The following is a 19,253-nucleotide window of genomic DNA, read 5'->3' on the forward strand; positions in this document are numbered from 1 at the left end:
TCGAAAACTGACGGGCGTCAGAGGAAATACATGTCGTCGTCATCGGGTTCTGAAGACCTCAACGCCGCAGCGCTGGCGTATCATCGTTTGCCGCGGCCCGGAAAACTTGAAATTCAGGCCACCAAGCCGCTCGCTAACCAGCGCGATCTTGCGCTCGCCTATTCGCCGGGTGTCGCTGCCGCCTGCGAGGCCATCGCAGCCAATCCGCAGGAGGCGGCTTCCCTGACGAGCCGCTCGAACCTCGTGGCGGTGGTGTCGAATGGCACCGCGGTGCTAGGCTTGGGGAACATCGGCCCGCTCGCCTCGAAGCCGGTGATGGAAGGCAAGGCGGTTCTGTTCAAGAAATTCGCCGGCATCGACGTGTTCGACATCGAGATTTCGGCCGACACGATCGCGCGGGTGGTGGATACGGTTGCTGCGCTGGAGCCGACCTTCGGCGGCATCAATCTTGAGGACATCAAGGCGCCGCAGTGCTTCGACATCGAAGCCCAGCTCAAGGAGCGGATGAAGATCCCGGTCTTCCACGACGATCAGCACGGCACCGCCATCATTGTCGCGGCTGCCGTTCAGAACGCGTTGCTGCTGAACGGTAAGAAGATCGAGAACGTGAAGATCGCGGCCGCCGGCGCCGGTGCTGCTTCGCTCGCCTGCCTGAATCTGCTCGTTGCGATGGGAGCGAAGAAGTCCAACATCTACGTCTGCGACCAGGACGGCGTGGTCCATGAAGGACGAAACACGCGGATGGACCGCTGGAAGGCGCAGTATGCCCGCAAGACCGAGAAGCGGACGCTCGCTGAGGTGATCGGCGGTGCGGATATTTTCCTCGGTCTGTCGGGCCCCAAGGTGCTGACCCAGGAGATGGTCGCAACGATGGCCGACCAGCCGCTGGTCATGGCGCTGGCCAACCCAACGCCGGAGATCATGCCGGACGAGGTGCGCGCCGTCCGGCCCGACGCGATGATCTGCACCGGGCGCTCCGACTTCCCGAACCAGGTCAACAACGTTCTCTGCTTCCCCTTCATGTTCCGCGGTGCGCTCGATTGCGGTGCGACCGCGATCAACGAGGAGATGAAGCGAGCTGCGGCATCGGCGATCGCCGCGCTCGCGCGCGAGGCACCGTCGGACGTCGTCGCGCGTGCCTACGAAGGCGAGGTGCTCGGCTTTGGTCCGGGCTCGCTCATTCCTTCGCCATTCGATCCACGTCTGATCCTGCGCATCGCGCCCGCCGTCGCGAAGGCGGCGATGGCTTCGGGCGTCGCCTCGCGGCCGATCGCTGACTTCGAGGCATATCAGGAAACACTCGAACGCTTCGCGTTCCGCTCCGGTTTCGTGATGAAGCCGGTGTTTGCCAAGGCGCGCGCGCAGCCTGTTCGGGTGATCTATGCGGAAGGCGAGGACGAGCGCATTTTGCGCGCGACCCAGGCGGTGCTCGAAGAGCGGCTTGCAAAACCGATCCTGGTTGGCCGGCCGGCGGTGGTCGAGACGCGGCTGAAGCGTTTTGGACTGTCGATCCGTGCAGGCCACGATTTCGACCTCATCAATCCGGACGACGATCCGCGCTACCGCTCCTACGTGCAAGATTATATCGACGCCGCAGGCCGCTCCGGCATCACGCCGGAAGCTGCGGCCACGCTCGTTCGCACCAATAACACGGTGATTGCGGCGCTCGCGGTGTTGCGCGGCGAGGCGGACGCGATGCTCTGCGGCGTTGAGGGCCGCTATCTCAGCCACTTGCGACGCATTCGCGAGATTATCGGCTATGCGCCCGGCATGACGGAGTTTGCTGCGCTCGCGCTTGTCATCACGTCTCAGGGTGCGTTCTTCATCACCGACACCCATGTGCGGCCTGATCCGTCCGCCGATGAGCTCGCTGAGATGGCAGCGCTAGCAGCTAAGCACGTCGAGAGGTTTGGCCTGAAGCCGAAGATCGCCTTCCTGTCGCATTCCAATTTCGGCAGCTACGACACGCACTCGGCTCGCAAGATGCGCCGGGCGACGGAGCTGTTGAAGGAAGCGCATCCCGATCTTGAAGCTGACGGCGAGATGCACGGCGACTCGGCGTTGTCGCCGACGTCGCGGTCGCGTGTGCTGCCGCATACCTGCCTGGAGGGCGTTGCCAATATCCTGATGATGCCGAATCTGGATGCGGCCAACATCGCCTATCAGATGACGAAGGCGCTGACCGACGCATTGCCGGTTGGGCCGATTCTCATAGGAGCCGCGCGGCCGGCGCATATCCTCACGCCATCCGTCACGGCACGCGGAGTGCTGAACATGACGGCCGTGGCCGCTGTCGAGGCTCAGGAGCAGGCGGGGCGCGTCCGGCCAAGCTTGGTCTGAAACGCGGGTCCGTTCCGTTCTTACCGCCGGACGGCACGTCATGAATTGCGGCGAAAGCCGGACATTGGAAGCCGCGATCGTCCTTTGAAAAGGAACCGCCAGAGGGTAACAATCCGGCCCGGGTGGAGCTGAGAAGGAGATCCTTACGATGCGTTATTTGGGAGCTTCCCTGCTGCTCGCGTCAGCAATGGCGTTGCCGCTGCAGGAGGCGAAGGCGCAGGATCCGCTCGCCACCATTCTTGGCGGTGCGATCGGAGCAGGCGTTGGTGCTGCCGCGACCGGCGGTCGCGCTGCAGGTGCGATCGCAGGCGGCGTGATCGGTGCGACCGCTGCGGCTGCCATCACCTTCCAGCCGCGCCCGCGTGGCTACTACTGGTACGACAATCGCTGCTGGTACCGCTATCCGAACGGCGAGTACCGCTTGGTGCGGCGCGGCCATTGCGGCTGAGGAGCTGCGTAAGGGGATTCGGAAAAGGGCTGTCATGCAATATGGCGGCCTTTTTTCATGTATAATGATTGCGCTTTCGTTCTGGGGGATCGACAGATGCTGATGACGAGTGGCCGGGTGCTGTTTGCGTTGCTTTTCATTTTTTCCGGCGCGTCGAAATTTTTCGACATTGGCTCGACCGCGGCGATTATCGAGGCCAAGGTCGGCATTCCCGAGTTTGCCGCTGCCTATGCAAGCCAGATCGAAGGCTCTCTCGGCATGACCGTGTTCCGCCTGCTGGCGTTTACGGCCGCGAGCGTCGAGGTCATCTGCGGATTGATGATCGCTTTCAATCTCGCCCCGCGGTTCTTTGCCGCCATTCTCGTGCTTTTCGTCGCGGTGACGACGTTCTATGTGCATGACTTCTGGAATCAGAGCGGCGGTAGCGAGCGGCTCGAAAATATCGTGCATGTGATGAAGAACATCTCGATCATCGGCGCGCTCTTGATGATCATCGGCTATCGGTCCGTCTCGACAGTCACGCCGGAGCCGATCTATCACGACCGGGTGGCGCTGTGACGGGACGCGCCTCTGCAATGGATCGATGCCTCCGCGAGATACAATGCCGTCCCCGCGGGCGCGCAGTTACCCAGTAACTCGTCGCGATTTCAAAATGGTGCGAGGCTACTCTACGTCCGCACCCATTTGACGAGACGGACGTCTTGTGACGCATCCAGCAATCGGGATTCAGCTTGCGTAAGCCCGTGGCTGCGCAGAATCTCTGCGGGCGCTGACTGCGGAACGCCGCTGAACGCCGGTACACCGCCTGGAAGCTTGACGCGCGGCGCGAGCGTCAACCAGAAGACGTCATAGCGATCGAGGAATAGGTCGAAAATCTCCGTCCCGCCAATGACGGCGACGAGTCCGGCGCGCACACCGAGAAGAGCCGCCGCCTGCTCGATAGACGCGCCGGCGGGATTCCAACGCACGGCGTTACGATTCCTCTCATCCGGCTCGATCGTCTCGATCTGTCGCGTTGCGATGAGACGCTTGCGGTTCGGCGAATTGCGCTGGCCTTCGGACGAGTGGCGCCCGTGCACGATCAGCGCGGCCGCATCGAGCTTGGCTTCGAAGAAGCGCTTGTCTGCCTCTACGATCAATTCGGGCGGCTGGTTGCCTTGCGCGTCCGCGAGCATGCCGTCAGAGGAGACGATCGCACAACCTTCGAAATGGAAGTCGGCCACGAGGCTGGTGTCCTGTTTCTGACGCTCGCACTGAATGGGATCGCGGCAAGGTTGATCGGAACGTCAAAAGCGCCGCACTAATTGGAAAGCCTTACGGCGCCGTCGAGCTGCCGCGCAATCGCAGTAACGACGCGAGTGTCCGTCGGCTCGACGCGTTCAGCGAACACATCGACAATATGGCCGTCACGGCCAATCAGGTACTTGTGGAAATTCCAGCGGGGCAGGTCCCTTGGACGCTCCGTCGCTGCCCATTTGTAAAAGGGGTGTGCATTTGGCCCGCGAACGTCAACCTTCGCCGCCATGGGAAACGACACGCCGTACTGATGATGCGCAGTCTCGGTGATTTCCTTCTCCCCGCCGGGTTCCTGATTGCCGAAGTCATTTGAGGGAACGCCAATGACGACGAGCCCGCGCGCACCGAACTTCGTCCAGAGCTCCTGCAGGCCCGCATATTGCGGCGTGAAGCCGCACAGCGAGGCCGTATTGACGATCAAGAGCGGTTTGCCTGTGTAGTCGGCAAGGTTGATCGGCTCGCCCTGCAGCGATTGGAAGGAAAAACCGTATGCGGTGCGGGTGCTCATGGCGGGTTGTCCGAACGCTGGCGACGCCGCGCTCGCGAGCATCAACCCCAGCAACTGCCTGCGACTGAAGATCATTTTAGGTCGTCCGGACCGATAGGAACGGCATCGGGCACGAGTGAGCTAAATTTGACGCTCACACCAGCATTGAAGGCCCGCCTGCGAGCGTTAAAATCAGGAGATGAGTGTCCCTCCAAATGCCGCGATTTGCAAACGGCAATCGTCTGGTTCCGTGCGGTTGCGCGGCGCGCAGGTCGGCATCACGCAGAATTGCAGCCGCAGGCCGGCTGCACGGGGCCTGGCCTGCGCCACGCAGCGTCAGGCCAGCTTGCTGTCGGCGAACCGAAAAATTAGCGCAGCGGCACGATGAAGTCGGTGCCCTTGCCGGTTTCCCAACCGTTCAGGCCGTGATCAGAGATCAGCAGTGAACCGCCGGGCGTAATGATCGACGCGATCTTTGCAATTGCTTCGTCCGGAATCGTGATGCGATCCAGCGCCTCCGACGCATTGAGCGGCGCGATCACTGTCGACTGAGCGGGGACCGGGGCAGCTTTGGTCCCGCGTCGTGCCTCGCGCTTGGGCGCGGATTTGCGGGGGACCTGCGGCAGTGAGACGACGGACCAGCGCAGCGCAGTGGTGTCGGCCTTGTCGCCGCGCGCCGTGAAGACGTGCGTGCCGAGCGGACGATCCGCGTCGGCGATTTCGACCGGCGTATCGAAGATGGGCTCGTATCCGTGGCGGATGTAGAGCTTCTTGTCCTTGCGGCTGATGAACACCGCGATGTGGTTGTGGCTACGCGAAGTGCTGGCGGGCGCAGGCTTGGCCGGCGCAGGCATTGCACTGGGCGTTATGATATCGGCGGGCCTAGCGATCTCCTGCGCGGGTTCGGCGACGTCAGCCGAGGCTGCAGCGGCGGATTTGGTCGGGGCCGACTTTTCCTTCGCCTTTGGCTCGGTCGATTGCGCTGTCGCGACGGAGATGAGTTCGGCCGGCTTCTCCGTCGCGTCCGCGAACTTGGTTTCGGCAGCGGCTTCAACCTCGGCTTCGACTGTCTGTGGACCGTCGGCCATGGTGTTGCTGCCGGCCGTGGTCGGCTCGTTATATCCTTCAGTAGTCTTGGTTTCAGTATCCCGCGCTTCGGTATCCTTGGCCTCGGCGTTCTTGGCCGGCGTTACGTCCGACAGCGTTCCCTTGATACCTGTCATTGTACCGCGTGCGTCCGCCGTGCGCTGTTGCGCCATCGCTGCGCGATCCGATTTGGAAAGGGCGGTTTCGGCGACAGTGACTGGCGTGGGCGCACCCGACATGGTCGGCAGCGGCACCATCCTTGCGACCAGCTTGGGATGCGAAAAGTCCATTGGCGAGGCGTCGCCCGGCGCGACGATGACGCGTGTGCCCATCTTCGTCCACGTCCACAGCCGCGATGCGAACTCGTTCGGCAGGCGAATGCAGCCGTGCGACGCGGCATAGCCGGGTAGCGGGCCGGTGTGGAGCGCGACCCCTGACCAGGTGATGCGTTGCATGTAGGGCATCGACGCTCCGTAAAGGTTGGAGACGTGATGACGGTTCTTCTGGATGATACTGAAGACGCCGTAAGGCGTCGGATTCGTTTTCGTGCCCGTAGAGACGGGCGCTTCGGCGAACAACCCGTTCGAGTCGTAAACCTTGACGCGTTGCCTTTCGACCGAGACCGCAATGACGAGCGGTCCGACCGGCTTTGCGGCCTTGTTCGCTACCGCTGCAGCTTTGTCTGCTGCAGCTTCGGCCGGATCGGTCGCGCGCTTAACCTTGGCGCGCCTCGGCTTGCTGGATCGCGGCGCGTAGGAGCGCGGCTCGTACTCGGGTTCGTACTGCGGCGCGTGGTAGCGCGGCCTGTAGTAGTCAGACGGGCCCCAGTTCCAGTACATCTGGGCATTGGCGGCCTCCGGCACGGCGAACAGTGCAGCCGCGGTCATCAAGCAGATGCGACGCGCCCGCAGTGTGGTCAATGGTGCCGGTGAATGCTCTACAGGTGCGCGGCTAAACTGATGACTGCCGCCGACAAGATACTGCCCGCTCAAGCCCCAAATCCTTCCATGCCGATCCAAACGGTTAACGCACCATTTGAATCCTTTGCTCGCGGCCCAATCCTTTGGCCCAATCCTTTGGCCCATGAGTGTCTGACAGAGGTAAAGGGTTCATGAGCACGCTTCAGGATTTAGGCCGCGCACGCTGAAAATGCCACAAGCACTCTATATGTTGACTAACGGTTGGTCAGTTGCCTTCGAACATCTCGCTTCAAAGGCGGTTTTGCCATGCCTACATAGGCCTTTGTGGGTTTCTTGGAGCAAAAGATGAGCGTTCTGACAGTTCGAGGCGGCGTTTTCCGCCGCCTTACTTGTGCCGCGGGGCTGTGTGCATTGCTGTTTGCGACGGCCGGATCGATCGCCCATGCCGCAGACGAGCCCGATTTGATCTTCCGCCGCTCCACGGTGTTCAAGTGGCTGTCGCCCAACGACAAGCTTGGCACCTATGGTATCGATGACCCCGACGTCGAGGGCGTGGCATGCCACTTTACGGTGCCGGAGAAGGGCGGGTTTAAAGGCTGGCTTGGACTTGCGGAGGAGGTCTCGGACATCTCGCTCGCCTGCCGGCAAGTCGGCCCGATCCGGTTCAAGGCGAAGTTCGAGCAGGGCGATGATATGTTCCGTCAGCGGCGGTCGCTGCTCTTCAAGAAGATGCAAATCGTGCGCGGGTGTGACGTCAAGCGGAATGTGCTGGTCTATATGGTCTATTCGGACCGGATCATCGAAGGCTCTCCGAAGAATTCGACATCGTCGGTGCCGATCATGCCGTGGGGCGCGAATGACAGCGTTCAAAAGTGCGCTGACTACGTGACGAACTAGTATCGTAGCTCAAAATTCGCTCCATCGCCTGCCGCGAATCTAAGCAGCGAACTTCTGAGCCCTAGGGACGCTAGAATCATAACTTTGCCGGTGGCTTTATCAAATCCTAAGTTTGCTCTGTGGGTGCCGCGAAAAGTGGCGAGCTTCGGATTCTGGACACTCGTGTTCTAGCGCGGGCATTGCGCAGAGCTCTCGGGTTGGGTATTGGGCGGTTTGCGTCTGAGTTGGGCGCATTTGATTGGGGGATAGTTTTGGCGACGCTTTACCTGGTGCGGCACGCAAAGCCGGCGTCGGCCTATGGCGATTCTCTCGATCCCGGCCTGGATGAGGTGGGCGCAGCGCAAGCGGTCAGGGCTGCGGAGGAGTTGCAGGCCCTGCCCAATCGTCTTCCGCTTTACACCAGCCCGCTGCGTCGCTGCCGCGAGACTGCGCGGCCGCTGGCGGAGGCCTGGGGCGTGCAGCCGATCGTTCTCGCCGAAATCGGTGAGGTGCCTTCGCCGCCGCTATCGCTCAAGGAGCGGCAGGAGTGGCTGCGCAAGGCCATGACATCCGACTGGGCCAATCTGCAGGCGACTGCGCCGGCCGGCTCGCCGGATTACGCCGCCTGGCGTTCGACGTTGCTCGACGCGGTACGTGCCATGGCTGGCGACGCCGTGATCTTCAGCCACTTTATCGCGATCAACGTTGTGGTCGGGGCAGCGGTCAACAGCGAACAGGTCTTAAGTTTTCGTCCTGACCACGCATCGGTCACGATCGTCGATGTCAGCGAGGGTGACATCGCGATCCGCGCGCTCGGGCGTGAGGTCGGATCCGGCGAGGCCGGCGTGCTGCTCGGGCGCTAATGCGGCGCAATCGTTCATTGGCCGACTCGATGTTTGAATCACCAGGTCACTGACCGAGCAATGTCCTCTGAGTATGTCGAGTATGTCGCCGCTGCGCGCGGACGACATATTTCGTCGCGTCGAGGAAACCGTTTTGCTGAACTGACGCAGAAATCCGGAAACCGTGCGAGCGTATCAAGTCGCACGACGTCATAGGCGTTCAGCCTTCCGGACAAAAAGCAAATGCCGAACATTTTAGCCGCAGCAGCCGTAACCGCCGCAATCATGGCCGGCAGCGCCCAAGCCGCGCCCCCCGCTCCAACCGTGATGGAGCGCGATCTGTTCGTATCGGTCTGTGCGCCGCGCATGAGCGCGCGGATGGCGAAGCAGCCTGAGGTCGTCTGCGGCTGTCTGCACGACAACGCCGTTTCCCGCGAGCAGGACACCGAGCTTCGCATGGCGCTCATCCGCGGCGTCTCGGAGACCGGCGTTCCGAGCATCCAGTACGCATGGGTTCCGGGTCGGTCGCATGAACGTGTGGTCGAGGCGCTCGACAAGATCGCGGCGCCCACACTCGCCTGCATGTTTGGCTCGCGCTAGGCATCCAAGATGCGCGTCCCTCAGGTGCGCTCTCTCGACGCGCCCGATCTAATGCGCGACCGACTTTGAAAATACGTTGATGGTGATGACGCCGGCGATGATCAACGCAAGGCCTACCAGCGCCGGGGTGTCGAGCTTCTGGCCGAACCAGACAAGGCCGATCAGAGCAATCAGCACGATCCCAAGCCCGGACCAGATCGCGTAGGCGATGCCGACCGGCATGACGCGAAGCGTCAGCGATAGGAAATAGAACGACGCTGCATAGCAGACGGCTGTCAGCAGCAGCGGCTTCGGCTTCGTGAACTGCTCGGACGCCTGCAGCGCAGAAGTTCCGATCGTCTCGAGAGCTACGGCCGTCAGGAGGTAAAGATAGGTCCCCATCGTCTGCCCTTTGAAAGAATCGAAAATTGCGAACTGGTCCTTGAATAGGGCGGCTCCGCCGGTTCGCCAACTGGAGTTATCCTGCAATCTCGTTACAGTCGGTCATCAAATGGTCAGATAGTCGCGTGCCTCACGACGGGCGCCGGCCCGCGGCATCGACGAATACAAGAAGCACCGAGAGCACAACTGTGGACGAAACGAGCAAGACCGATCAGGCGAAATGGGCGCGATGGCGGGCGGTCGCCAATCTCTATCATGCCTTCTTCACGGGACTGATCCTGACTGTGGTGACACGACGCGGTGTGCCGGCCGCGGAGGAATTCGTCTTCCGTGTTTTCCGCCGCCAGCAGGAGGAACGCTTTCTCGCGGGCCTGGAGAAACTCGGCTTGAGCAAACTGCCGCCGGCGGTTGCCGCCGCGCAATATCACTATCTGTCCAATTGGATCGGCGGCGTGTTCGTCGAATACATGTACGAGAGTGACCGCAAGGCCTGGATCCGCTATCCGCCGCCGCGTTGGATCTGGCAGGGCACGGCGATCTGCGGCATCCCCATGGAGGTCTCGCGTGCCATGCTGCGGGGCTGGCACGCCAACAACGGCGTCGCGCTGCGCAACCTTAAGCTCGGCTTCGTCTGCACCAAGCAGACCGTGGACGTGCAGGATGGTCTAGAAGGCTACTACTACGAATACGATCGCGATCTCGGCGTAGACGAGCGGCTGGTGTTTGCGCGCCATCTTGAAGCACCACCATTCGATCCCGCGCGTGCGCCGGCGCTGCCGGTCGACGCGTGGCCAAAGCCGCGGCTGGAGAAGGCTTATCGCAACTACGCGATGGAGTATGTGCGAAGCGCGGCGCCGGTCATGGTGCAATTGTTCGGCGCCGAGGATGCGGGCCATCTGTTGCACAGGACCGCAAAATTGATCGGTATGCAGTTCTTCCCCGAGACCGCAGCGGCATTTTCCGAAGCCGGTTCGTCGTCCTTCAAGGCGGTTGATTTTGCAGCGTTTCTGTCGGCGGTCCTGAGCGCACAGGATGACCGGTCGACGGCTGACGAGCAGCGCGGAGTGTTTGCCGTCACCCAGCACGGCTGGCGGCTGATGATCGACGTGGCCGACTACCATCCTGCCTGCGGGCAGGTTCTGACGGGCCTGTTCGAGGGGCTGGCAGCGGCTTCCGGTCGGAACATCGGCCTGGCTGCCCATGTTCCGGCAGTCGGACGTGCCTCAGACGCATTTGTATGGACCGTTCGCCAGCGCTAAGGTTCACCTTGGGTGGACAGAGTTGGGCGAACGGACCGTATGGACAACGGCCTGTATTTCGTGCGCGTCGAGCCGGCCGGCGGGGGCAGGGCGGAGAACGGCGGCGTGCTGGTTCTGCGCGACGGCCGGATCCTCGGCGGTGATGCGTTTTTTTACTATGTAGGCACCTACAGCGGCGCTGATGGACGCTGGACGGGCGAGTTTTCGACCCGGCAACACACCCGTAGCGAGCTTGCCAAGCCGGCTTTCGGGGCCAAGGAAGTCGCTGTTGCTTTCTCGGGCACGTATACGCAGGGGACAGCCGAGGTTGAGGCGACCTGCGACCACGGCGGCTATCGGCTCGCGCTGCGCAGGATTGCAGATGCCTGACGCCCATGCGCTGGCGGGGGTGCAGCACGTCTGCGCCTTGGGTTAGACAGCGTCGAAAGCAAGGCCCGTTGAGAGGCCGGGTCGGGTCAGCCGCAAGCGATGTCACGAAGCGAAACGCGCGAAAAGCGCCCCGAGCAGGCTCCGGCCGATATGGATGGCCTGCCGTGGGAGCAGCGGCGGTGGGCTATCCTTGCCGTTGCCATGGCGGTGGCGATGAGTTCGCTCGACGGCTCGATTGCCAATGTCGCGCTGCCTACGATGGCCGCCGATCTCAAGGTCACGCCGGCGCAGATCGTCTGGGTCGTCAACGCGGTGCAGATTGCCATGGTGGCGACGCTCCTGCCGCTCGCCGCGCTCGGCGAGATCGTCGGCCACCAACGCATCTACTATGGCGGCTTGATTCTGTTTGGCATCGGCGCAGTCGGCTGCGCTTTCGCCCACTCGTTCGAGATGCTGGTGTTCGCGCGGCTGATCCAGGGGCTCGGCTCGAGCGGCATGATGAGCGTCAACTCGGCGTTGATCCGCTTCATCTGGCCGAGGCGGATCCTCGGGCGAGGCGTCGGCGTCAATGCGATGGTCGTGTCGACTGGCATCACCATGGGGCCGACCGTCGCCTCCATCATTCTGTCGGTCGCGCCATGGCCATGGCTGTTTGCGGTCAACATCCCGTTCGTGGTGGTCGCACTCATTCTGTCGGTCCGCGTGCTGCCGCGGATGCCGCGCGCACCGCATAAGTTCGATTTCCTCGGCGCAGTGCTCGCTGCGGGCTGCATGGGTCTGTTGGTTTTCGCGCTCGGTAGCGCTGCACGCGATCAGTCGTTGCTCGCCACCGCTGGTGAGTTGGCCGTGTCGGCAATCTGCGGCGTGTTGCTGATCCGCAGGCAGAAGGATCATCCGGCCCCGATGATCCCTGTGGATCTGTTCAAGATTCCGATGTTCGCGTTGTCGGTGATGACGGCGATCTGCTCATTCGCGACGCAAGGGCTTGCCTTCGTCTCGCTGCCGTTTCTCCTGATCGGATCGCTCGGCCGTTCGCAGGTGGAGACCGGATTCCTCATCACCCCCTGGCCAGTGGTCGTTGCGATCATGGCGCCGATCGCCGGCTTCCTGTCCGATCGCTATCGCGTCGGCCTGCTCGGCGGCATCGGCCTCGCGATCCTGAGCTGCGGCATGGCGATGCTCGCGACCATGCCGACCGATGCCAACGTGTTCGACATTGGTTGGCGCATGGCGCTGTGCGGATGCGGATTCGGCTTCTTCCAGTCGCCCAACATGAAGGCGCTTCTGCTTTCGGCGCCAGCGTCGCGCGCGGGTGGGGCGAGCGGCATGGTAGCGACCGCGCGGCTGAGCGGGCAGACGATCGGAGCTGCGCTTGCGGCTTTCTGCTTCAGTGTTGGTAATGGCAAAGGCCCGGTTCTCGCTCTCTCGATCGGCGTTGCATTCGCCGCGGTCGGCAGCGCGGCAAGCTTCCTGCGGCTGCGCTACAGCAAGGATGGGCCCATCGTGATCTGATCAAATATCTCCTCAATTTCCGCGGGAGCGGATACGCTCCGAGCGCCGAGGCCACCAGCGGAACTATTTGGGGTTGAGCGACGGCGGCAAGCTGGCCCTGTCGCATCATTTGGGTGAAAAAATTGTCCACAGGCTTCCTGGGCTGTTGGCCACGGCCGAAATGGGTCTAAAATCGGCACCTTAAGTGGGGGAGACGATGACGGGACCGCTCATCTCGAAACGCTTGGTATTCCATTTCGGTGGCTACCATCCCGACATGCCGCCAGAAATCTCGCATCGACGGTTCGCGCGGGAGTTGAGCCGATTTGAGAAGACCTGGTCGGCGAAAGCATCCGTGTCACCAGCCATCATCGACGCTGACAAGGCGATATGGGATGTGACGACGACAGGCCCCAATTGGCGTGTCGACTCGCGCCACTGTCTGGCGCGTTGGGATGACCTCGTTGAAACGTTCGCTCGTCAGCCTCAGTGGCGACGGATTCCGCTCGGCCAGCTCGCGTTTCTTGATTTTGCTATGACCGGCACGCTCTGGCGCTACTTTCGCGCCAACTGGCGTTATGCGCTTTTCTTCCTCTACCCATTTCTGATTTTCGACGCCTTTGTTGTGGCCGCCTGGTTCGCGGGTGGATTTTTCGCGAGAGCGACCGACGCCCTGCCGATCGGGATAGCCGCCGGGCTTCTGATCTTCGTCGCATTGATGCGAGGGCCGGGGCGATGGTTCAAGCTTGGCACGCTGTTCGACGATTGGATATTTTCCCGCGCGTACATCAGGGAGAAAGATTCGATCCTGGAACGAAGGCTCGATACCTTCGCCAGCCAGATCGTTGCCGCAGTGCGTCGCTCGGACTGCGATGAGATCGTTGTTATCGGCCACAGCCTTGGAGCCGTGCTTGCTGTTGACGTCTTGGACCGTGCACTGAAGCTGGGCGCGGCGCCGGGCAAGGGCACCGCCAAAGTGACCTTCGTGTCGATCGGTTCGTCCATTCTCAAGATAGGGCTGCATCCGCGGGCGGCTCGCTTCCGCGCGGCGCTGGAGCATGTTGCCATGACTCCCGGCCTATTCTGGGGCGAATATCAGGCGCGAACAGACGTGATGAATTTCTACAAGACCGATCCGATGCGCGAGATGGGGTTGAAGAGCAATGGCGGGCCGGTCGTGCGCCTCGTCAAGCTTAGGGAAATGCTCGAGCCGGCAACCTACCGGCGCATCCAGCATAACTTCTACAGGGTGCATTGCCAGTTTGTCAGCGGCAACGATCGGCGCAACGCTTACGACTATTTCATGCTGTTGTGCGGGCCGCTCTCGATAGAGCGCCAGATCAACCTTCCAAACGGCGCGGCTTCATCGATTGACGCAAACGGCGCGTTGTTCGCAGCGCCCTCGTATGAGGACCGCGCGCCTGAACCGGCATTTGCGGTTCAGCAATGACCCCGCTGCTTGCGAAATCCATCTTCGTGTTGCTCGCGGTCGGCTGGTTCATCATCCGCTTTCCCTACGCACGCCGCTCGCGCAGCATGCGCGTTGTTCGCAGCGCCCGCGGCGCCCGCGAGATCGCGCTGCTGCTCACATCGCTCACTGGCCTAGGTATTCTGCCCTTCGTCTACATCGCGACAGGGTTTCCTCGCTTTGCCGCCTATCCCTTTGGGCCGGCGCAAGCCTGGATCGGTCTTTTCGTGGCCCTGGCGTCGCTTGCGATGTTTCGGCTGACCCACCGCGCGCTCGGACGCAACTGGTCCGTCAGCCTTGATGTGCGCGAAAACCACGAACTCGTCACAGATGGCATTTATCGTCATCTGCGACACCCGATGTATACCGGCTTCTGGCTTTGGGCCATCGCGCAAGCGTTGCTGCTGCCCAACTGGATCGCCGGTTTCGCCGGGCTTGTCGGGTTCGGCATCCTGTTTTTTGGTCGAATCACTAAGGAAGAGGAAATGATGCTGGAAAGCTTCGGCGACACCTACCACGAGTACATGTCCCGAACTTATCGCATTGTTCCGGGGGTGTTTTGACGCGCGAGGGCGTTTTGGTCGGCCGCTAATGCGTCATTTGCGCCACACTTCGCGAAAACGATGAAGCTGTCCCGGGTGCCAAGTGTGCTTATGATTGTTTGGTAACTACCGGTAGCATATCTTGGCGATTGGGGCAGGAATCAAGTGCTCTGGGTCCAGCAACTGATACAAGGAGATTGCTTGTGCTTAAGGTTCTGATGACAACAACTGCATCGCTCGTCATAGCAGGTGCCGCCGTGGGTACCGCCGCTGCTGCTGACCTGCCGCGTGCACAGCCGGTGTACGAGCAAGCCCCAGTCGGCAAAATGCCGATCGGCAAGACTCCAATCGGCAAGACCCCGGTTGGCAAGGCGCCAGTCGGCAAGGCTCCTGAGCCGCTCGTTCGCAGAGGCTAATTCGTCCCTGCATTGGTGGGGGGCGGTGCGCCCCCTCCATCCCTTATACGAGAGGATTTCTGCCCCGCACTCTTCCAAGAGTGCTTCGGGCAGAGGATTTTGCGTTGACTGGTTAACGGATCGCGATTGGGGGTAACCGTGCGGGAAACTCTGGGGAAGAGGAGTCGCTTCGGTGTCGTGGCAATCCTTTGCGGGCTTTCGATCTCGGTAGGGATCGACGTTCAAGAGAGCCATGCGCAGCAGCTGACGGCACGCACGGAAACCGAGAAGTCGACGCAAGGTGTGAACCTCGCGTCAACCACCCCTGCAACCAGACCGGCTCGTAAGCCATCATCGGCGCAGTATCCGTACTATGTCGATTTCCGGTCACGGACGGCGGCTTCGTACGGCCACGCCTTCGTCTGGTATGGACGGACGAGTGAGCGAAAGGTTGAAGTTGCCGGCCTGCATCCGGCGGGGGAGAGCGCGGTGCCTTACGTTATCGGGCACGTGTTGCCGGTTCTGTCTGAAACCGGCGCCAGTTACGGCGACCTGGATGAACAGTATCTCACCGCCAACTATCGGGTCTATCTGACCAAGGCCGACGGCGAGAGAGTCTTTGCCTACATCAAAGAGCTGCAGAAAAGTTCGCCCGTGTGGAACGCCATGACATTCAACTGCACGGCGTTCATTGGACGAATCGCCAGCTATATGGGCTTGAAGACCCCGTATACGCACCTGCTGGTTCCGGAAGACTGGGTCAATAATCTTCGGGAAATCAATGGTGGCCGCAACACGGTGCAACTGCCACCTGAGCGATAACGCTCTAGCGATAACACTCCAGAGTGTGGTGAGATTTGGTTGGCAGCATCACTGCCAACGTCTCGATGTCGTCCCCATAGCCATTCGAAGAACGGCGTCGCTTCGCTCGCCGCTCGCCTATGGCAAAGCAGAGCGGCCAATGATCACAGTGTTTATTGTCGACTGCTGCGTCGGCTACTGACGTAGTCGCAGGACCAAAAACCTAGGCGCGGCGGATCGCCCGCGAGGGCTTGCGCTCGACGACGACAGCGCGCTGGTTGCCTGACGGAATCGATACCACGCGGCCGGTGCGGGCGGCCTTGCGAGCCTCCTTGAGGATCGTCGCGAGCACGGCGTCGACTGGCGTGCCGGTCAAATCGGAAGCGAATTCCGCCTGTTGCTGGACATCATCGGTAACGCCCTGAGCTGCGAAAATGGCTTCCGCAAGCGTCGGGGGCTCGACGCGCACGCGCCGCGTGCCCTGCTTGGTTTTCCATTCCACGCTCATCGCCTGACCTTTCGAAGATTCTCTGCGCCGCATTTAGGCTAAGTTTTTCGCCGTACAATGAACAAAGTGACGCATCAACGCTGCCATGCGTTATATCGGACGATCATCGGCCCGTTCGGTACGATTGTTGGTCTCGATAAGCACGATTGATGCCATTTCGTGCATCTTTTCGCACCACTATTGAACGAATTGATGAAGAACGGGCTCTACACGCTTCATATCGAGATGCTGGATGGCGTCGCAGGCCGCAACGGGGGCGTCATGGTCCTGCATGACGGCACCATCCGCGGGGGCGATTCGTATTTCTATTACACCGGGTCGTACAGCTTTGCGGATGGCAGGTGGAAAGGCGAGCTGATCAGCAACGAGCACACGCCGACGACGGCAGGCAAGTATCCGGTGTTCGGCGGCCGCGAGGTCGGGATTGGCTTTTCCGGTACCTACAGCGACGAGGGCGCCGAGGCGCTCGCGACCGCGCTCTCTGGCAAACGCAGCATTCGCTTTCGTGCGGTGATGCGGAAGCTCGTGGAGGCCTGAAAGGCCGCGGGAGGAACTTTTCGGGCTTGGACAGCGTTCGTGAGCCGCTGAAGGAATTCCCATGCAATCGCTCCTCGACATGCCGGACAGTTTTCGCGTGCTGCCGCATTTCGTGGCGCTGGCGGTCGCTTATCTGCTGGCGTTGCCAATCGGCTGGAATCGCGAGAAGGAGGAGCGCAGCGCAGGGTTGCGCACATTTCCCCTGGTGGCGATTGCAACCTGTGGCATCGTGCAGGCGACCGAGCATATGTTGCAAGGCCATCCCGAGGGGACCGCGCGCATCATCGAGGGCTTGATGACCGGCATGGGCTTTATCGGCGGCGGTGCGATCCTCAAGAATGAGAACACTGTGCATGGCACGGCGACGGCGGCGAGCCTGTGGGCTACCGGCGCGACTGGTGTGGCGGTCGGACTGGGCGCCTACGACGTCGCAGTGATGATCTCGCTGTTCATCTTTCTCACGCTGTGGCTGCTTGCGCCGTTCAAGCAGGAGCCGAAGACCCCCAAGGATGGGAAGAAGTAGCGGCGAAATTTTCGCCGCCGTCACGTTCTGCTCGCGCCCTTGTTATCGGTATCCGGCTGGCGATCATTCCCATCAGACGTAACTCACACGGCGACCCACCGGGAGTGTACGTCATGAAGGATTTTATTCAGAGCCTGCCAGTCGTTGCAGTTGCTGCGACCATGCTCACCGCGACGCCGGGCCGCGCCGAGGTCGAGTATCCGTGGTGTGCGATCACCTCGATCGGCCAGTCGGGCATGCCCGCGTGCCTCTACTCGACGCTCGAACAGTGCCGGGCCTTCATCGGCGGACAGGCGGGCTTCTGCCAACCGAACGCGCGCCTTGTCGCCGCGCCTCGTACCGTAAAGCGCGGCGCCCGGTAGCTGACCTGTCTGGAGCGGAACGTGTGCTTTAACCTTCAGCGTCGTCGGGGCTTTGCGATCGCGGGAGTTCTTCGAACTCGTAGCGGTCGCGAATGTAAAAGTTGAAGAATTCTCCCTTCGACGGAGCCATTGCGAATTGCCGATATACTTGCGGCCAGACGTCGAAATAGACATAGCGCCGTCCCGTCACGAAGGTCACCTCTAGCGTGCGGCCGGAGGGACGGTACTCGATACGCCGAATGGCGCTTGAGTCGACGGACGGCATGGGCGAGCCTCTCGCGTGTCGTCCATTTAACGCCTCCGGGACGCCAAGGGTCCCTGCACAGCGAAACGAGAGATCTCGATGCCGAAGCGCAGCGCGGCGATCCTGATGTGGAAGCATGAAGGCGGGCACCTGCAGGTCCTGCTCGTTCATCCCGGCGGCCCGTTCTGGCGGAACAAGGATGAGGGCGCCTGGTCGCTTCCCAAGGGTGAGTACGATGACGGAGAGGACGCCCTTGCTGCCGCCAGACGCGAACTGGTGGAGGAACTGGGGCCGTCTGCAGCTCGCGCCGCGGAGCAGCCGACGAGCGCGTTCATACCCATCGGTGAGGTGAAGCAGAAGGCCGGCAAGATCGTCACCGCATTTGCCATCGAAGCCGACTTCGATGTGACGCAGTTCGTCTCGAACACCTTTGAGCTCGAATGGCCGCCGAAGAGCGGCCGGCGCCAGTCCTTTCCCGAGGCTGATCGGGCACAGTGGTTCACGCTTGACCAGGCGCGGACAAAAATCCTGCCTGGACAGGTTGAGTTGCTGTCACGCGCCGTCCAGCTTTCGGCGACGGTCGCTCGAGACATCTCTTAAGGCGTCGGGACGACAATCAACCGACTGGAAGGATCATGCCGGAACCCAAACAGAAGCGAGCCATGAGTCAGCCGGCGCAGATCGCAGGCCGATGCTTGTGCGGCGCGGTCCGCTTCGAGATCGATGCGCCGCCGTTCTGGGCCTGGCACGACCACACCCGGGCCACCCGGATGGCGCACGGTGCCGCCTATGCGACCTATGTCGGAAGCTGGTGCAAGCGCTTCCGGGTGACGGATGGGGCGGACCATATCACCCGTTACGAAGACAGGGAGGCGAACACGGTACGCAGCTTCTGCAAGCGTTGTGGCACGCCCATCGCCTACGAGCGTGCGCGATCGCCGCACATGATCAACATCCCGCGCGCACTGTTTGCAAGCCGCACCGGCCGCCAGCCGCTTTATCATGTAGGTATCGATGAGGTGCAGGAGTGGATCTACACCGGTGAGGCGCTGCGGCCGCTGAAAGGCTTCCCCGGCGTCGTGTGGGAGCGCCCGCGGAGGAAAAAGGCGAAGGAATTTCCGTTCGCGTGAATTTGCTCGACGAAACAAGGCAGTGTCTTCGACTCCTGTGAGATTGGAGGTCTGTTCCATGTGTTGGTTGAGTGCACAAAAAATAGACTTGTCGCTTCGCGCGAAGCTTCAGCCACAAATTTGCCCGAGCGTGGCGCGACACTTTGATGACGATCAAGTGACGGGGATGGGTCATGAAAGGGGCGAAGCTCGAACTATACGAGGCCGCGGTTAGACTGGCGCAGTCCGGCGAGATGGAAAACTGGCGAAGCATTCAGCAGTCGCTGGTCGGACAAGGTTTCACATACGCTCCTGACTTGCTAGATGACGACAGAATCCGTGCGGTTCTCGACATCTGCTGCGACCAAA

General features: G+C 61.6%; 24 protein-coding genes. 18 read left to right on the forward strand and 6 right to left on the reverse strand.

Features of this window, described 5'->3' with window-relative positions; all coding sequences use genetic code 11:
- Positions 1-30: 30 nt before the first annotated feature.
- The 3 genes from RCO31_RS19470 to RCO31_RS19480 all read left to right on the forward strand — a co-directional run bounded on the left by RCO31_RS19470 (position 31) and on the right by RCO31_RS19480 (position 3,346).
- Positions 31-2,340 (forward strand): NADP-dependent malic enzyme, encoded by a 2,310-nt coding sequence (locus RCO31_RS19470; protein ID WP_308970096.1) that lies wholly within the window; start codon positions 31-33, stop codon positions 2,338-2,340.
- A 148-nt stretch (positions 2,341-2,488) separates the two neighbouring features.
- Positions 2,489-2,788: a hypothetical protein gene (locus tag RCO31_RS19475; RefSeq protein ID WP_308970097.1), complete on the forward strand. Its 300-nt coding sequence runs from the start codon at positions 2,489-2,491 to the stop codon at positions 2,786-2,788.
- Positions 2,789-2,884: 96 nt separating this feature from the next.
- On the forward strand, positions 2,885-3,346 hold the full coding sequence (locus RCO31_RS19480; RefSeq protein ID WP_308970098.1) for a DoxX family protein: 462 nt from the start codon (positions 2,885-2,887) through the stop codon (positions 3,344-3,346).
- A gap of 110 nt (positions 3,347-3,456) precedes the next feature.
- On the opposite strand, the gene RCO31_RS19485 is transcribed toward RCO31_RS19480, so the two are convergent.
- The 3 genes from RCO31_RS19485 to RCO31_RS19495 all read right to left on the reverse strand — a co-directional run bounded on the left by RCO31_RS19485 (position 3,457) and on the right by RCO31_RS19495 (position 6,544).
- Complete coding sequence (locus RCO31_RS19485) at positions 3,457-4,011, reverse strand: dihydrofolate reductase (RefSeq protein ID WP_308970099.1); 555 nt, start codon at positions 4,009-4,011, stop codon at positions 3,457-3,459.
- Positions 4,012-4,088: 77 nt separating this feature from the next.
- A complete protein-coding gene (locus RCO31_RS19490; protein ID WP_374991510.1) occupies positions 4,089-4,634 on the reverse strand; it encodes a glutathione peroxidase in 546 nt (181 codons plus the stop codon).
- A 305-nt stretch (positions 4,635-4,939) separates the two neighbouring features.
- Positions 4,940-6,544: a L,D-transpeptidase gene (locus tag RCO31_RS19495; protein ID WP_308970100.1), complete on the reverse strand. Its 1,605-nt coding sequence runs from the start codon at positions 6,542-6,544 to the stop codon at positions 4,940-4,942.
- Between the two features lie 378 nt (positions 6,545-6,922).
- Between RCO31_RS19495 and RCO31_RS19500 the strand changes: the two genes are divergently transcribed.
- From RCO31_RS19500 to RCO31_RS19510, 3 genes are all read left to right on the forward strand, one after another.
- A complete protein-coding gene (locus tag RCO31_RS19500; protein ID WP_308970101.1) occupies positions 6,923-7,474 on the forward strand; it encodes a CreA family protein in 552 nt (183 codons plus the stop codon).
- 251 nt (positions 7,475-7,725) lie between these two features.
- Positions 7,726-8,316 (forward strand): histidine phosphatase family protein, encoded by a 591-nt coding sequence (locus RCO31_RS19505; protein ID WP_308970102.1) that lies wholly within the window; start codon positions 7,726-7,728, stop codon positions 8,314-8,316.
- 222 nt (positions 8,317-8,538) lie between these two features.
- Positions 8,539-8,895 carry a hypothetical protein gene (locus RCO31_RS19510; RefSeq protein WP_308970103.1) on the forward strand — a complete coding sequence of 119 codons (357 nt, stop codon included), beginning with the start codon at positions 8,539-8,541 and terminating at the stop codon, positions 8,893-8,895.
- Positions 8,896-8,943: 48 nt separating this feature from the next.
- Here RCO31_RS19510 and RCO31_RS19515 read toward each other — a convergent pair whose 3' ends face one another.
- Positions 8,944-9,276: a multidrug efflux SMR transporter gene (locus RCO31_RS19515; protein WP_308970104.1), complete on the reverse strand. Its 333-nt coding sequence runs from the start codon at positions 9,274-9,276 to the stop codon at positions 8,944-8,946.
- 188 nt (positions 9,277-9,464) lie between these two features.
- On the opposite strand from RCO31_RS19515, the gene RCO31_RS19520 reads away from it, so the two are divergent.
- The 7 genes from RCO31_RS19520 (at position 9,465) to RCO31_RS19550 (ending at position 15,622) form a co-directional block, all read left to right on the forward strand.
- Complete coding sequence (locus tag RCO31_RS19520) at positions 9,465-10,535, forward strand: hypothetical protein (RefSeq protein ID WP_308970105.1); 1,071 nt, start codon at positions 9,465-9,467, stop codon at positions 10,533-10,535.
- A 39-nt stretch (positions 10,536-10,574) separates the two neighbouring features.
- On the forward strand, positions 10,575-10,904 hold the full coding sequence (locus RCO31_RS19525; RefSeq protein ID WP_308970107.1) for a GrlR family regulatory protein: 330 nt from the start codon (positions 10,575-10,577) through the stop codon (positions 10,902-10,904).
- A 99-nt stretch (positions 10,905-11,003) separates the two neighbouring features.
- Positions 11,004-12,416, forward strand: a complete 1,413-nt coding sequence (locus RCO31_RS19530; protein WP_308970108.1) for an MFS transporter — start codon at positions 11,004-11,006, stop codon at positions 12,414-12,416.
- A gap of 196 nt (positions 12,417-12,612) precedes the next feature.
- Positions 12,613-13,845 (forward strand): hypothetical protein, encoded by a 1,233-nt coding sequence (locus RCO31_RS19535; protein WP_308970109.1) that lies wholly within the window; start codon positions 12,613-12,615, stop codon positions 13,843-13,845.
- Positions 13,842-14,426 (forward strand): protein-S-isoprenylcysteine O-methyltransferase, encoded by a 585-nt coding sequence (locus RCO31_RS19540; protein ID WP_308970110.1) that lies wholly within the window; start codon positions 13,842-13,844, stop codon positions 14,424-14,426. The genes RCO31_RS19535 and RCO31_RS19540 overlap by 4 nt, the downstream gene beginning before the upstream one ends.
- Before the next feature lie 197 nt (positions 14,427-14,623).
- Positions 14,624-14,821 carry a hypothetical protein gene (locus RCO31_RS19545; protein ID WP_308970112.1) on the forward strand — a complete coding sequence of 66 codons (198 nt, stop codon included), beginning with the start codon at positions 14,624-14,626 and terminating at the stop codon, positions 14,819-14,821.
- Between the two features lie 177 nt (positions 14,822-14,998).
- Positions 14,999-15,622 (forward strand): hypothetical protein, encoded by a 624-nt coding sequence (locus RCO31_RS19550; protein WP_374991508.1) that lies wholly within the window; start codon positions 14,999-15,001, stop codon positions 15,620-15,622.
- 202 nt (positions 15,623-15,824) lie between these two features.
- On the opposite strand, the gene RCO31_RS19555 is transcribed toward RCO31_RS19550, so the two are convergent.
- Positions 15,825-16,109, reverse strand: a complete 285-nt coding sequence (locus RCO31_RS19555; protein ID WP_308970113.1) for a hypothetical protein — start codon at positions 16,107-16,109, stop codon at positions 15,825-15,827.
- Positions 16,110-16,301: 192 nt separating this feature from the next.
- Here RCO31_RS19555 and RCO31_RS19560 point away from each other — a divergent pair, with 192 nt between their 5' ends.
- The 3 genes from RCO31_RS19560 to RCO31_RS19570 all read left to right on the forward strand — a co-directional run bounded on the left by RCO31_RS19560 (position 16,302) and on the right by RCO31_RS19570 (position 17,531).
- Complete coding sequence (locus tag RCO31_RS19560) at positions 16,302-16,646, forward strand: GrlR family regulatory protein (RefSeq protein ID WP_308970114.1); 345 nt, start codon at positions 16,302-16,304, stop codon at positions 16,644-16,646.
- Positions 16,647-16,707: 61 nt separating this feature from the next.
- Positions 16,708-17,169, forward strand: coding sequence for an MgtC/SapB family protein (locus RCO31_RS19565; RefSeq protein WP_308970115.1), 462 nt, complete (start codon positions 16,708-16,710; stop codon positions 17,167-17,169).
- Positions 17,170-17,282: 113 nt separating this feature from the next.
- Positions 17,283-17,531, forward strand: coding sequence for a DUF3551 domain-containing protein (locus RCO31_RS19570; RefSeq protein ID WP_308970116.1), 249 nt, complete (start codon positions 17,283-17,285; stop codon positions 17,529-17,531).
- A 28-nt stretch (positions 17,532-17,559) separates the two neighbouring features.
- Here RCO31_RS19570 and RCO31_RS19575 read toward each other — a convergent pair whose 3' ends face one another.
- A complete protein-coding gene (locus RCO31_RS19575; protein WP_308970117.1) occupies positions 17,560-17,796 on the reverse strand; it encodes a KTSC domain-containing protein in 237 nt (78 codons plus the stop codon).
- A 78-nt stretch (positions 17,797-17,874) separates the two neighbouring features.
- Between RCO31_RS19575 and RCO31_RS19580 the strand changes: the two genes are divergently transcribed.
- Together RCO31_RS19580 and RCO31_RS19585 are read left to right on the forward strand one after the other, a co-directional pair.
- On the forward strand, positions 17,875-18,375 hold the full coding sequence (locus RCO31_RS19580; RefSeq protein ID WP_308970118.1) for an NUDIX domain-containing protein: 501 nt from the start codon (positions 17,875-17,877) through the stop codon (positions 18,373-18,375).
- 35 nt (positions 18,376-18,410) lie between these two features.
- Complete coding sequence (locus RCO31_RS19585; protein ID WP_308970119.1) at positions 18,411-18,905, forward strand: GFA family protein; 495 nt, start codon at positions 18,411-18,413, stop codon at positions 18,903-18,905.
- Positions 18,906-19,253: the final 348 nt, after the last annotated feature.

The sequence above is a fragment of the Bradyrhizobium sp. LHD-71 genome (genome assembly GCF_031157255.1).
GTDB lineage: Bacteria > Pseudomonadota > Alphaproteobacteria > Rhizobiales > Xanthobacteraceae > P52-10.